The organism is Mesorhizobium sp. M0633, assembly GCF_040320645.1.
Taxonomy (GTDB): domain Bacteria; phylum Pseudomonadota; class Alphaproteobacteria; order Rhizobiales; family Rhizobiaceae; genus Mesorhizobium.
In genome coordinates this window covers 39,835-53,414 of sequence record NZ_JAMYQC010000017.1, presented here as the reverse complement: position 1 = coordinate 53,414, position 13,580 = coordinate 39,835, and the positions used below count along the sequence as shown (strand labels likewise).

At 64.1% G+C, this 13,580-nt stretch carries 12 protein-coding genes; 3 read left to right on the top strand and 9 right to left on the bottom strand.

The genetic code is table 11. The features are described from left to right. Positions 1–82: 82 nt before the first annotated feature. From NKI47_RS18855 to bglB, 3 genes are read right to left on the bottom strand one after another with little or no spacing between them, the layout of a single operon-like run. Positions 83–2,602 (bottom strand): hypothetical protein, encoded by a 2,520-nt coding sequence (locus NKI47_RS18855; RefSeq protein ID WP_502898054.1) that lies wholly within the window; start codon positions 2,600–2,602, stop codon positions 83–85. Further along, positions 2,599–3,432 (bottom strand): 5-dehydro-4-deoxy-D-glucuronate isomerase, encoded by an 834-nt coding sequence (gene kduI / locus NKI47_RS18850; protein WP_051406061.1) that lies wholly within the window; start codon positions 3,430–3,432, stop codon positions 2,599–2,601. The genes NKI47_RS18855 and kduI overlap by 4 nt, the downstream gene beginning before the upstream one ends. Continuing rightward, positions 3,429–4,529, bottom strand: coding sequence for a beta-galactosidase BglB (bglB, locus tag NKI47_RS18845; RefSeq protein WP_352592475.1), 1,101 nt, complete (start codon positions 4,527–4,529; stop codon positions 3,429–3,431). Before bglB ends, kduI begins: the two co-directional genes overlap by 4 nt. Before the next feature lie 111 nt (positions 4,530–4,640). Between bglB and NKI47_RS18840 the strand changes: the two genes are divergently transcribed. After that, the gene (locus tag NKI47_RS18840; RefSeq protein WP_352455781.1) at positions 4,641–5,708 is read left to right on the top strand and encodes a LacI family DNA-binding transcriptional regulator; all 1,068 of its coding nucleotides are present in this window, start codon (positions 4,641–4,643) and stop codon (positions 5,706–5,708) included. Here NKI47_RS18840 and NKI47_RS18835 read toward each other — a convergent pair. Both NKI47_RS18835 and NKI47_RS18830 read right to left on the bottom strand, forming a co-directional pair. Next, entirely contained in the window at positions 5,693–6,175 is a 483-nt protein-coding gene (locus tag NKI47_RS18835) for a flavin reductase family protein (RefSeq protein ID WP_023674185.1), read from the bottom strand. The two genes, NKI47_RS18840 and NKI47_RS18835, sit on opposite strands and share 16 nt — an antisense overlap. After that, a complete protein-coding gene (locus tag NKI47_RS18830; RefSeq protein ID WP_352592472.1) occupies positions 6,175–7,332 on the bottom strand; it encodes an LLM class flavin-dependent oxidoreductase in 1,158 nt (385 codons plus the stop codon). Before NKI47_RS18830 ends, NKI47_RS18835 begins: the two co-directional genes overlap by 1 nt. Before the next feature lie 225 nt (positions 7,333–7,557). On the opposite strand from NKI47_RS18830, the gene NKI47_RS18825 reads away from it, so the two are divergent. Then, complete coding sequence (locus NKI47_RS18825; RefSeq protein WP_352592469.1) at positions 7,558–8,214, top strand: GntR family transcriptional regulator; 657 nt, start codon at positions 7,558–7,560, stop codon at positions 8,212–8,214. Between the two features lie 60 nt (positions 8,215–8,274). After that, positions 8,275–9,348: a Gfo/Idh/MocA family protein gene (locus NKI47_RS18820; RefSeq protein WP_502898055.1), complete on the top strand. Its 1,074-nt coding sequence runs from the start codon at positions 8,275–8,277 to the stop codon at positions 9,346–9,348. A 28-nt stretch (positions 9,349–9,376) separates the two neighbouring features. Here NKI47_RS18820 and NKI47_RS18815 read toward each other — a convergent pair whose 3' ends face one another. Genes NKI47_RS18815 through NKI47_RS18800 form a run of 4 tightly spaced genes read right to left on the bottom strand, consistent with a single transcriptional unit; the run spans position 9,377 to position 13,573 of the window. Then, a complete protein-coding gene (locus NKI47_RS18815) occupies positions 9,377–10,435 on the bottom strand; it encodes an ABC transporter ATP-binding protein (protein ID WP_352592463.1) in 1,059 nt (352 codons plus the stop codon). Between the two features lie 40 nt (positions 10,436–10,475). Further along, positions 10,476–11,297: a carbohydrate ABC transporter permease gene (locus tag NKI47_RS18810; protein WP_023674179.1), complete on the bottom strand. Its 822-nt coding sequence runs from the start codon at positions 11,295–11,297 to the stop codon at positions 10,476–10,478. Further along, entirely contained in the window at positions 11,298–12,200 is a 903-nt protein-coding gene (locus NKI47_RS18805; RefSeq protein ID WP_352592669.1) for a carbohydrate ABC transporter permease, read from the bottom strand. A 35-nt stretch (positions 12,201–12,235) separates the two neighbouring features. Continuing rightward, positions 12,236–13,573: an extracellular solute-binding protein gene (locus NKI47_RS18800; protein WP_023674177.1), complete on the bottom strand. Its 1,338-nt coding sequence runs from the start codon at positions 13,571–13,573 to the stop codon at positions 12,236–12,238. Positions 13,574–13,580: the final 7 nt, after the last annotated feature.

The following is a 13,580-nucleotide window of genomic DNA, read 5'->3' as shown; positions in this document are numbered from 1 at the left end:
CTCCTCCTTTAGCGGGGCGGCGCCCCGATGGTTCAAGCCTGCTACGCCCTCCTCCTCTTGAGCGTCGCAGCCGATCTCCTCCCTACTCTCTGTGCTTCATGCGCATCGCCTCACCGCGCACGGTCCAGTTGGCCGGATCGAGTGTACGTGCCTCAGCCACGATCCTTGCGTCGGCGAGGAAATGCACCGTGCCGTATTCCGGATCCTCGACGATCAACTCGCCGTCGGGACCCGACCGCACCGACAGGTCCCCAAAAACGGCAGTCCAGGCGTCGAGGGCCGGCCGATTGGCATTCCGGTCACCGAGGCGAATGATCCATGTCGTCCTGCGTCCCGCCGCCCGCAACTCGTTGCCGGCCGTCGGGCCGGCCACTACCTGCGTGAGCGGAACATCCGTCTTCAGCATGACGAAGGCGTCGCCCGATTGCGCGAACGCCCGATCGCCACCCACTTGCACGGCATCGAAGGCACGTACGGGAAACCAGGCGTGCGTGAAGTCGGGCTGTTCATCCGAGCAGGAGAAGCTGACGACGGCGAGGTCGCGGTATTGGTGAAGGCGGGGCAACGTGCCTGAGCCACCCCAATATGATGGTCTGCCATATCCCGACTGCAGCACTTCGCCGGGGTGGTTGATCCAGATCTGCGCATCCGGATTCTTGCCCAGCCGGGCGTGAATGACGGTCTCCTGATAACCCCATTGGTTCCAGCGGTAGCCAGCGGCGCTGCCCATCGCATGGTCGCGCGTCTTGTAGTGGTAGAGCCGCGCGAAGCGATTTTGTCCCTGCGCAAAAGTCCATTCCCACGCCGTATCGTCGGTGAGGGAAGCAATGGCTGCCAACCCGTCCGGAACGCTCAAATCGTGATCCCGCAGGCAGAGTGCCAGCTGCGGCAGCGCGTGAAAGCGCATGCCGTAATTGCCCTTGCCCCAAAGCATGCGGCAGATGCCGGATAATTCCAGGGAACACGCGGCGCGCAGCGTGTGCTCATAGGAGCGGCCCTGCGCCCCGGTGAGGATGCCGCGATGCGCCGAGCGGGCGACGAGTTCAAGCAGGCGTATGATTGCCTTGCCGGCACGTTCGGCGATGTTCTTGTCCGGGGCCAGCGCGTAGAGCGCGCACAGGCCCTTGAGGTCGATCGGGAAATAAGGCGCCGAGTTGAACTCGGCCATCTCCCATGCCTCGAAATGGTCGAGCCAGGCGCGTACACGCGCTGCTCCAACCGCGGACTGTTCGCGGCCAAGGCGGCCCGACCGCACGAACCGCACATCAGGCAACAGGCCCCCGGCAATATAGGCGGCGGTGTGGAAGAGCAGCGCGTGGTTCTCGGAGAAGTACCACTGCACATCATTGCCGGGCTCGTCCATCCAGTAGCGATAGCCGAGGATGGCGTTGTCGACGCGCGCGCGCAGGCTCGCTTCCAGCCGATCGCCATAGGCCTTGCGGCACCACAGCAGCGGCACCAGGATGAAGTCGGCGCAATCGTGACAATCCTCGATCGCCGGCAGCGTGCCGGAGATCATGGCGTCGGTCTCGGCGCCCTGCTGTCCGATCGCCAGGCGCGCCAGCGCGCGCACCGTATCGGCCTCGGCGTGACCGGCGACCTCGCGCAGGGCTTCATCTATACGCGCGGTAAGCGTTTCCGGCGCATCGCCCTGACGGCGCGTGTGGCATATCTCGACGCCGAAGACACGCGATACGGCATGGTCTGCGACCGTCAGCGCCACCTTGAAATGGCGAAAGTCGGCCGGCAGCTGCTCGGTATCGGCGATCGGCAGCCGCGTCTGGCCCGCCGGCAGATCGAAGGCGAAGCGCACCGGCGTCTCGATCGACATGAAATCGCCTTCGATCTCGATCTCGACTTGCGCGTCGCGCGGCAGGGCCACCCCGGTGACGAGCGCCACCTCGCCGCCGTCATAGGCGGGACGGTCGAAATGCATGTCGTCAAGGGCTGCTTCCATCGCATCGGCAACGCCGCTCTCGACTTCGATCCGCAGTGCCACCGAAGCAGCCGGACCGGATAGATAATCGAGCTGGAAATAGTAGCGGGCGTCGCGCTCGGCGAGATCGTCGAACCACACGCGAATGTCGTTACGGCCGGCCCGCAGCGCGATCTTGAAGTGCTCGGCACTTTCCAGATTGCGGCCGTAGGGCGCCATCCAGCCGGCTTCCTCGCCATTGGCAAAGAGTGTGGCGCCGCCGCATGTGCGCAGCCGCACCAGCGCCTCGCCAGTCGAGGCAGCCTCGATGGTGGTCTCGGCCCAGGTTCCAAGCACCGTCGGCCGGAACCAGAAGCCCGATAGGTCGATGCGCGGCGAGGCGAAGGGCAGCCAGATGCGCTCGGCGCCGAATTCGGCGCTGACCTGTGGTCGCTTGCCGCGTCGTTCCGCTGCGAACTGCGTGCGGCACGGATATTCGTGGGGAATGAAATTCTTGTGCTTGGTCAGGAAGAAGAAGGGATCCATCTCGCCTTGCATGGGCTGGTCGGCCACGTCGTAGCGTTGCTCGGCGATAGACCCGAGCCGCCAATAGACGATTGGCTGCCCCGCCATGAGCGGCCGGCGCAGCGTAAAATCCGTCCGAACGCTTTGCGCGGCCTCGCTCATCGCAAATCCTTCACGGCAACTGGATCGACATCGGTGTAGGCCTGGTTCTCGCCGGTCATGCCCCAGACGAAGGCATAAGGGCCGGTGCCGGCACCCATATGGATAGACCAGGCAGGCGACAGGACGACGTCGCCGTCAGCGACCATCAGGTGGCGCGTCTTGTCTGGCCGGCCCATCAGATGGATTACACGGTCGGCCTCGGCGAGGTCGAAATAGCAATAAGCTTCCATGCGCCGCTCATGCAGATGCGGCGGCATGGTGTTCCACACACTGCCCGGCGCGAGGTCGGTGATCCCCATCAGCAAGAGGCAGGACGGGGCCACTTCGGGATGGATGTACATACGCAGCGTGCGCCTGTTCGCACGGGCCTCCTCGCCGAGCACAAGCGGCCTGGCTTCGCTGCTGACGATGAGACGGTGCGCAATATCGGCGCCAGCCGGCACCGAGTTCATGTAGAAGCGTGCCGGCCTCTCCGGATCGTCGCTCTCCAGCGTCACCTCACGCGCTCCGCGTCCGACATAGACGATGTCGCGGTTAGCCACGTGAAAGCGCCGGCCGTCCACCGCGACCGTGCCATTGCCGCCGAGATTGGCGATGCCCATCTCGCGCGCGTCAAAGAAGAGCGGGGTGCCGACTTCGGCCCCGTCGCCGAATGCCAGCGGGTTGGCCAGCGGCACCGCGCCACCGACGATCATGCGGTCGACATGGGTGTAGACGAATTCGATCGCGCCAGGCCGGAACAAGCCGTCGACGAGGAACTCGGCCCTCAGCCGGTCCGTGTCCATGCCGGCAATATCGCCCGGCGACGCGCCATAGAGCGTCCGCATCATGCCGCCTCCACCTTCGACTGCAGATGACGCGCCCCTTCGGTCAGGCACAGAATGGCCAGCGCCTGCCCGTAGCCCGTCGGATGGATGGGTATATCGCGATAGAACTGCAGGTCGGCGCCCATGCGTGTGCCATAGGACACGTTCGCCACCACACCTTTGTCATCGATGTTGGCTACCACGGCTTCCAAGGCGCGGAGGCCGGCGGCACGGCACTCTGTCGAGCCGATTCCGAGCCGCGCGGCCTTCATCAACCCGTAGCCGAAGCCGGCCGTGGCGGAAATCTCCTCGTAAGATGTCGGGTCGTCGAGCAGAGTGTGCCATGCGCCCGAACCTGCCTGCACCTCGAGCAGGGCGTTGATCTGCGTGTCCAGCACGCCGAGCAGATAGGCCCGGACCGAAGGTGCAATTTCGGCGAACTCCACCAGTTCCAGGATGCCGACGGTAATCCAGGCATTGCCTCTCGCCCAACGCGCGCGGGCGAAATTGTGCCGTCCCGCGAACGTCCAGCCGTGAAACCACAGCCCTGATGCCGGGTCAGCGAGATAACGGGCGTGGACCAGGAATTGCCTTTCTGCTTCCTCGACGAAGCGACGCTGGCCGGCAGCCTGGCCGTAGGATGCGAGGAACAGCGCCACCATGAACAGCGTGTCGTCCCACAATTCGTCGTCGTTGACCCGGTCCGAAACATCATGCTGGAAACCGCCTTCGGGCGTCCGTGGCAAGGCGGTGGCCACCCGCTCGGCCCATTCGCGCAGCACCGGCTCGAAGCGCGGCTGGCGCCGGCGCCGCCACAATTCGCTTAGCGCCAAAAGGGGCGCGGTGGTGTTGACGTTCATCGCAGGGAGACCGGCAGCGATGCGTCGGTCGTACCAGGCCTCGATCGTCTGCAGCAGCCGATCGTCGCCGGTCTGCGCCCACAGCCGAATCAGCCCGTAGAGCCCGACGCCTTGCGGCCATTCCCAGCTGTCGAAGCTGACATAGTCGCCCGGCGTGCCGTCGAGATTCGGCTCATGGAACCGCCCGTCATGACGCAAGCCGGTCATGCCGGCCACAAGGCTGGCAAGCACGGAATTCAGGCGTTCGGCCGATAGCGGCATCACTCCTCCCGTTTCTCCCGCTTCATCGGAACTGTTTCACAGCCATTTTTCTTGCGCAATCTGAAAATTTTTTGCATTAATCGGATGACTTTGCCGGAGGTGACGGAGCGGATGAATATCCAGGGCAAGCGCGGCCGCCCCAGCCGCCGCATTCGACTTGAAGAGATAGCGGCGCGTTGCGGCGTGTCGGTCAGCACCGCCTCCCGTGCGCTGAGCGGCGTCGGCGGCGTGAGGGACGAGCTTCGCACCAGGATCATCGAAACGGCGAAGTCGATGAACTATGCCATTCCCGCCTCGGTTGCCGGCCGCAAGGTCATCCTGGCCGCAAGCAGCGTGGCAATGGTGGACAGTGCCCGCAATCAGTTCACCTACCATGTCCTTGATGGACTCAACGAGCGCGCCCGGTTGCTGGGCGTCGAACTCGTGACCCGGCCGGTTTCGGCGCCCGAGGACGAAATCGCGCTGCTGCGTGAATCCGAGCGCGACGACAGCGTCGCCGGCTGCCTGTTTCTGACGCTGGACGATGACGATGTGCTGACGCTGACAGCCGGATTCGCCAAGCCGATCGTGCTCGTCAACGGCGACGATCCCTCGATGCGCCATTCGAGCGTGACGCCCTGCAATCGCTCTGCCGCCATGCTTGCGGCGCAGCATCTGATCGGCCTCGGCCACCGCCGCATCCTGTTCCTGATGCGGCGTGGCCGGCGCACGATCGAGCGGCGCTACGAAGGTTGGCGCGACGCGCTGATCACAGCCGGAATTGCCGGCTTCGACGACTTCGTGGTTGAGGTGCAGGACTGGCTGCCGGAACTTGCGAGCAGGGCCGTGACCGAGCGCATCGCGGCCCGTGGCCTCGATTTCACCGCCGTGCTGACGGCCGGCGACAGCTTGGCGTTTGGTGCCATCGCCGGCGTCCAGGAGGCCGGATATTCGGTGCCTGGCGATGTGTCCGTGGTCGGTATGGACGACTTGCCGCTCGCTGCCTTCTGCAACCCGCCGCTGACGGCGATGCACATTCCCATGCGCGAGATCGGATCGGCGGCGCTTAGCCTGCTGCTCGACGATATGGCCCATTCGGGGTCGCCGCCGCGTCGCGTCGAACTTGCCTGCAATCTCGTGGTGCGCCAGTCGACGGCACCAGCCCGAAGCGGCGCCGGCGGTCATCAACTGGCCTCTTGAGCGCGCGACTTGCCGCCAGCAAAGAGCAGCGGCAAACCCTCTTGCGTCTGCAGTTCAAGGACACGTCCAAGCAGGATCATATGGTCGCCAGCCGGGAAGCGGTCGGCGACGCTGCATTCGAACCGCGCCAGTGCGCGCGGCAGCAATGGCACGCCGTGCTCGCTCCACGACAGGTCAAGATCGGCAAAGTCCGTCCCCGACTTCGAAAAACGCCAGCACAGATCGATTTGATCTTCCGCCAGCACGTGAATGGCGTAGTGCGCGGAATTGGCGAAGGCTTCGAACCGGCGCGAGTGGCGGCCGATAGACCAGAGCACCAGCGGCGGATCGAGCGACACGGATGAGAAGCTGTTGGCAGTGATTGCGACCGGGCCGTCGGCCGTGCCGGTGGTGACGACCGTGACGCCGGTGGCGAAGCGCCCGAAGGCATTGCGCAAAAGGCGTGGATCGCACACGACATGCTCCATCAGCGGCGCTCCCCCGTTCCCAATGGTGTCGCCGGGGTCCGTTCCGGCACACGGCCATAGGCGTGCGGGAGCGAGCATGTCTTGAGCTGGGGCAGCACCTTGGTGCCGAAATGACGCGCCTCGTGGAGATGCGGGTAGCCGGAAAAGATGAAGGCGCGGATCCCCATCTTCATATACGTCTCGATTTCCGACAGAACCTGATCGGCCGAGCCCACGAGCGCCGCGCCGCAACCAGAGCGCGCCCGCCCGACGCCCGTCCACAGATGCGGCTCGACATAGCCTTCGGCATCGGCGATCTGGCGGTTCCTGGCTTGGTGCGATACGCCGAGCGATCGGGCGTCGAGCGCGCGCTCGCGGATCGCCCTGCCCTGCTCGTCGTCCAGCTTCGAAACCAGCTCCCGGGCATATTCCTTTGCCTCGGCCTCGGTATCGCGCACGATCATGTGGACGCGCAGGCCGTAGTCGAGCGTCCGCCCATGGCGCTCGGCGCGTTCGTGGACGGCCTTCATGCGGCCGGCAAGTTCCTCCCTGGTTTCCGGCCACATCAGGTAGACATCGCACTGTTCGGCGCAAAGCTCGAGCGCGTCGGGCGAATAACCGCCGAAATAGAGCAGCGGGCCGCCATTTTGCTGATAGGGCTTCGCTGGCGCCGTCGAGAGTCCTTTGTAGCGATAGACCTCGCCCTCGAAATCGATGCTGTCCCTGGTCCAGGCCTGGCGCAGGATCTGCACAACCTCGCGCGAACGCTGATAACGGTAGGCGCTGTCGGCCGTCTCGCCCGGAAAGTCAGACGAAATGATGTTCACCGTCAGCCGGCCTTCCAGCATGTGATCCAGCGTCGCAATCGTGCGCGCCAGCATGATCGGCTGCATCTCGCCGCAGCGCACAGCGGCGAGCAGATTGATCTTCGAGGTGATCGGCGCGCAGCCGGCTACGAAGCTCAGCGTGTCTTGGCCGACCTGATAGGACGACGGACACAAGATGTTGCGGAAACCTAGTTCCTCGGACGTCTTCACGATCTCGGAGCAATGCGCCCAGCTCGAGCGCAACGCGCCGTGCGGCACACCGAGATAGCGATAGTCGTCCGAGCAGAGTGCGGCGAACCACGAGACTTCGGCTGCATCGAGATCCGGCGAGGTGATTGGGACGATGCTCATTGCCACTCTTCAAAAAAGAAGCCCGGGCCATTCTTCAAAGAGGTCCGGAGCTGCGAATAGGGCTTGCTTAGCATTCGTTTTGGTGTAGATCAATACTGGATCAATTTGAGCCAAACCCGAAACCGGGATGCGATTGGACACCGGATGCATTTGACAAGGGCGGACCCCGGCCACCGATCCAGCCAGATGCGCGGGCCCTTGCCTGTGCACTTGCAGACCAGCGAAATGCTGATCCGCGAAATCGCGGCCGGACGGCTGGCCGACGGGGCGCGGCTGCCGCCCGAGCGCGAGATGGCCGCGAGCCTCGGGATTGCCGTCGGCACGCTCAGGCGGGCGCTGGCAGATTTGACCGAAAAGGGCCTTCTCGACCGCATCCAGGGCTCGGGTAACTATGTGCGGGCGCGCGGCGACCTGCTCGGGGTCTATGCTTTCTTTCGCCTGGAGCGTATCGGCGGCGGCGGCCTGCCGAGCGCCGACGTGCTGTCCGTCGAGCGACTGCGCAAGCCCGCCGACATGCCGCAATTCGGCAGCGCCGGCGAAGCCCACCGTATACGCCGGCTGCGGCGGCTCGACGGCGAGCCGGCCGCGGTCGAGGAGATCTGGCTGGACGTCAGCCGCGCCGAGCGGCTCAAGCGCGAGGATTTGTCGGAATCCCTCTATCTCCACTACCGGCTCGCGCTCGGCTTTTCGATCGTTCGCGCCGAAGACCATGTTGCCGTCGCACCCGCGCCGGACTGGGCCCCGCTCGAATTCAGGCCACCGCCGGGGACGGTCGTGGGGTTCATAGAACGTATCGCCTGGGCTGGCGACGGCGCCAGCGCGGAATATTCCCGCAGCTGGTTCGATCCGGGCGCGGCGCGGTACGTCACGCGTTTCAGATAGGCCGGAGGAAGACGCAGCGTGACCAGATCATCGATCGGCTACGGCATCATCGGCTGCGGCATGATGGGCCGCGAGCATATCCGCAATATCGCTCTGTTGCCCGACGCGCATGTGGCCGCGATCGTCGAGCCGGACCCCGGCATGTTGGCGGCGTCGCTGGCGACGGCGTCGGGCGCGCGATCGGCGGCATCGATCGCCGAACTGCTGGCCATGGATGAGGTGGACTGCGTCTTGATCGCCAGCCCCAACCACCAGCACCTCGGTCAGATGGAGCAGATCGCCGCGCTTCGACCACTGCCGGTACTGGTGGAAAAGCCGCTCTTCACCGAGGGCGCCGACGAGGGGCTGATCGCGGCGTTGAAAGCTCGGCTTCCGCTCGTCTGGGTGGCTATGGAATATCGCTATATGCCCCCCGTCGCCCTATTCGTCGAGCAGGCGCGCCACGCCACCGGCGGCATCCGCATGCTGACGATCCGCGAGCACCGCTTCCCGTTTCTGGCCAAGGTCGGCGACTGGAACCACTTCAACCGCAACACCGGCGGCACGTTCGTCGAGAAGTGCTGCCACTTCTTCGACCTGATGCGGCTGATCCTCGGATCGGACCCCGTCCGCGTGATGGCGAGCGCTGGACAGGCCGTAAACCATCTCGACGAACGCTATGGCGGTGAGAGGCCGGATATCCTTGACCATGGCTATGTGCTGGTTGATTTCGCGAGCGGCGCGCGCGCCATGCTGGAACTGTGCATGTTTGCCGAGGGCAGCCGCTACCAGGAGGAACTCTGCGCTGTCGGCGGCGACGGAAAGATCGAATGTCTGGTGCCCGGACCAGGCCGTTTCTGGCCGACCCACCTTGGCCCTGCGCCAGTGCCCCAGTTGATCGTTAGTCCGCGCAATCCGCCTGGACCACGACTGCTGGAGATTCCCGTCGACCCCCGGCTGCTCGAGGCAGGCGACCATAACGGTTCGACCTATTTCGAGCACGCCCGCTTCACCGCTGCGGTGCGCGGACAAGGCAAGGTGGAAGTGACCTTGCAAGACGGCTGGTGGGCCGTCGTCATGGGTGTTGCCGCCCAGAGATCGGCCCGCGAAGGCCGCGCCATCGAACTCGCCGGTGAATTCGCGTTGCCGACCTAGGCCGACGACGCATTACCGGACCACCGAGTCAAATGCGCCGACCGGTTGCTGCGTCGAACAGATGCGCACATGCGCGGTCGATCTCGATCCGCACCCCTTCGCCTTGCTTGAGCGCAAGCCTTTCTCGGAAGAGGCAGGAGATTTCTTCACCGGAGCAGTCGACGCTGGCGAAGATTTCCGAGCCTGTCGCCTCGAGAAGCGTGATCGTGCCCGGCACGCCCTGCCCGGTTGCCCGGATATGTTCCGGGCGAATGCCGTAGACGAGTTCGCGTCCTGCGGTATCCGCCGGCTGGGCGCCTTCCGGCAACGGCAGGACCAACCCGCCGGCGCTGCGGAACACGCCCTCCTCGATGCGGCCGGCGATGAAGTTCATGGCGGGCGAGCCGATGAAACCGGCAACGAAGAGGTTGGCCGGATGGTCGTAGAGGTCCAGCGGCGCGCCGATCTGCTCGACCAGGCCGTCATGCAGCACGACGATCTTGTCGGCCATCGTCATGGCCTCGATCTGGTCGTGCGTGACATAGATCGTCGTGGTACCCAGCCGCTGGTGCAGGGCCTTGATCTCGCCGCGCATCTGGACGCGCAATTTGGCATCGAGGTTGGAGAGCGGCTCGTCGAACAGGAAGACCTGTGGGTCGCGTACGATCGCGCGGCCCATGGCGACGCGCTGGCGCTGGCCGCCCGAAAGCTGGCGCGGATAGCGGTCAAGCAGCTTTTCCAGGCCGAGGATGCCGGCTGCCTTCCGGACCCGGCCAACGGTGTCGGCCGGATCGGCTCTCTTGATCTTGAGGGCAAAGCCCATATTGTCGGCCACAGTCATATGCGGATAGAGCGCATAATTCTGGAACACCATGGCGATGTTCCTGTCCCGTGCCCGCAGATTGTTGACCATACGCTCGCCGATGGCGATCTTCCCGCCGGAGATCGTCTCAAGGCCTGCGATCATGCGCAGCAGCGTCGATTTTCCGCATCCCGACGGGCCGACCAGGATGACGAATTCGCCGTCGGCGATGTCGACGCTGACGTCGTGAATGATCTTGGTGGCCCCGAAGGCCTTCTGCACGTTGTTGATTGTTACCGATGCCATTGGATCTTTCCTGGAAAAAGAGTGATGTCAGGACGCGCCCTCAGCCGCCCTTGACGGCGCCGGCGGTCAGCCCCGCGACGATCTGCCTTTGCGCGAACATGGTCAGGATCAGCACCGGCAACGTCACCACCAGCGCCGCCGCGGCGAGCGGCCCCCAGCTGACCTGCTCGTAGGACAGCATGTTGTAGACGGCGACCGGGAGTGTGCGCGTCTCACGGCTGGCGAGCACCACGCCGAAGACGAAATTGTTCCACGAGAAGATCACGGACAGGATGAAGGCGACGACGATGCCCGGCTTGGCGATGGGCAGGGCAACCAGCCGGAAAACCTGCCAGGAGCTGGCGCCGTCGATGTTGGCCGCCTCTTCCAGTTCCATCGGCGTGGTCTCGAAATAGCCGATCATCACCCACACCACGATCGGCACCGTCACCACCAGATGGATGATGATCTGCGGCCACAGCGTGCCGAGTATCCCGATCCATTGGAACAGCAGAAACAGCGGGATGAGATAGGATAGCCCAGGCGTCATGCGGGCGATCATGATGACGACCGCCGATCGTTCAGCCTTGAGCCGTGCGATGCCATAGCCGGCCGGTACGCCGATCAGCAGCGCCAGCAAGGTCGCCGTGCCGGTCACCAGAACCGAATTCCAGAGATAGAGCAGGAAATTGTTCTCCTCGAACACCTTTACATAGTTCGACCAGGCGAAGCGTTCGGGGATCAGGATCGGCGGATAGGCACCGTTGTCGATCTCGAATTTCAGCGACAGCGAGATCATCCAGAGGAAGAACAGGATCGCCGGCGAAACGAAAACCAGGGCAGCGAAAAACAGACCGATCTGGTTGAGCAGCCGTGAACTCATCTATTTGCCCTCCGTATCGATCCACTGCGAGCGTTGGCGCAGCATCAGCAGGACAAACGACAGGGCCACGATGACAATGAAGAACACCACGGCCATGGCCGAGCCGTAGCCGATATCGTAGTAGGAGAAGGCGGTGTTGTAGAGATAGATGTTGATGGTCTCCGACGCCGTTCCCGGCCCGCCCTGGGTCATCGCGTAGATGATGTCGAAGCTCTTCAGCGCATCGATGGTGCGGATGATGACCGCGATCATCAGGAACGGCGCGATCATCGGCAGAGTGAGATAGCGGAATTGCTGCCAGGCATTGGCGCCGTCGATCTCGGCGCTTTCGAAGGGCTCGCGCGGCACCGAGGCCAGCCCGCCAAGCACGATCAGCATGACCAGCGGCGTCCACTGCCAGGTCTCGACCCCAACCAGCGACGGGATGACCGTGTTGGCGTTGAATATCCATTCCTGAGCCGGGATGCCGACCAGCGACAGCAGGTAGTTGAGCACGCCAAGCTGAGGATGGAACATCATTGTCCAAACCAGTGCGACGGCAACGGGTGTCGCCATCATCGGCATGACGAAGACGCCGCGTAGCAAGCCGCGCAGCGGAAACCTGGCATCGAAGATCAGGGCGGCCAGAGTGCCCAGCAGCATCGGCGCTGCAACCGAGAGGAAAGTGTAGGTCAACGTATGAACAAGGGATTCCCAGAAACGTGGGTCGCTGGCCAGGCGGAGATAGTTTTCCATCCCGGCAAAGCTCCGCGACTGGCCGAGCGTCCAGCGATTGACGCTCATCCACAGGGTGAAAGCCCAGGGGAAAACGATGACGGCGCCGACGACGACGAGTGCGGGGACAACGAAAGGCCAGTAGTTGGGAGCCAGCCGGATCGTCTGGCTCCCGTCGATAACCGGCATCGTCACCCCGGTCTGTTCTGGGGTGGTGGCCGACATCAGCCCTGCTCGCTCCTGTCGAGAACCGGCTGGAACTGTTCGGTGGCCTTCTTCAGCTCCGCGGCTGGATCGGCGCCGGCAATCATGTTGGTCAACGCCACGCCATAAATGTCGCGGAATTCCGTGACGGGGATGATGACCGGCAGTGCCAGCCGACTGATATTGCCCGAGCCGACCACGGCATCAAGCCAGCTTGCCGGCATGGTGACGCCTTCACGCACCTTGGGATCCTCCAGCACGGATTTGCGGAACGGAACGCCGGCCCCGGCCTGCAACAGCCGTGCACCCATGGTTGGCGATACCGCCCACTGGCAGAACAGATAGGCAGCCTCCTTCTTCTCGCTGGCGGCGGTAACGCCAATCCCGTCGCCGAAGGTGCCCGAGGCATGCGCCTTGGGACCCTTGGGCATCACGCCGTAACCGACCTTGCCGACCACCCTCGATTTTTCCGGATTTTCCATCGGCGGGGCAAAGCCCACGCCGTCGAGCCACATGCCGATCTTGCCCTGCAGGAAGGCCGACTGTGCTTCGGCCCAGTTGAACCCGGTAACGCCCGGAGGGGCGGACTTGGTCATCAATCTTTGATAGAGCGCGGCCGCCTCGATCGCCTCGGGAGCCTCGGTGCGCAGCTTGCCCTTGTCATCTAGCGGCGTCATGTCGTAGCCGAGCATCAGCGACGTCCACACCGGCGTGTTTGCGTTCTTGAGCCCGCGGGCGACGAAGCCGTATGTATTGGTCGAGGGGTCGGTCAGCGCTTCGGCGGCTGCCACCAGTTGCTCGAAGGTCTCTGGGTATTTGAGGCCCTTGGCCTCGAACAGCTCCTTGTTCCAATACAGGATCCAGTAGTCCACCGAGAACGGTAGCGAGCGCAGCACGCCCTGGCCGTCCTTGGCAAACAGCATGCCGGCTTCGGCGAAGTCGCTTTCGACCAGCGCCGGGTCGGTGAGCGACGGATCGGCGAGATAGCCGGCGATGTCGGCCAGCCAGCCACCCTTCTCGAACTGGCGCTTCTGCACGTGGTAGCTCAGATGCACGACGTCGAAGCTCGGCTTGCCCGAGCTCAACTCGATCACCGTCTTCTGGCGCTGCTGCTGCTCGGGCGTTGCCTCGGCATTGACCTTGATGCCGGTCAGTTCCTCGAACTCGGCGAGATATTTCAGGATGGTGTCGCTGCGCGGGCTTTTCACCAGATTGACGTCAAGCGTCGTCCCGGCAAAGCGTTTCCAGTCAACGCCTGCGGCAAAGCCGGGGCGAAGCCCCACAAGGCCGGCAGCGGTTAGCGCCGCGGTTCCGGCAAGGAGTTGCCTCCTGGTTGGGTTGAACAGATTGGACGACATTTCTTCC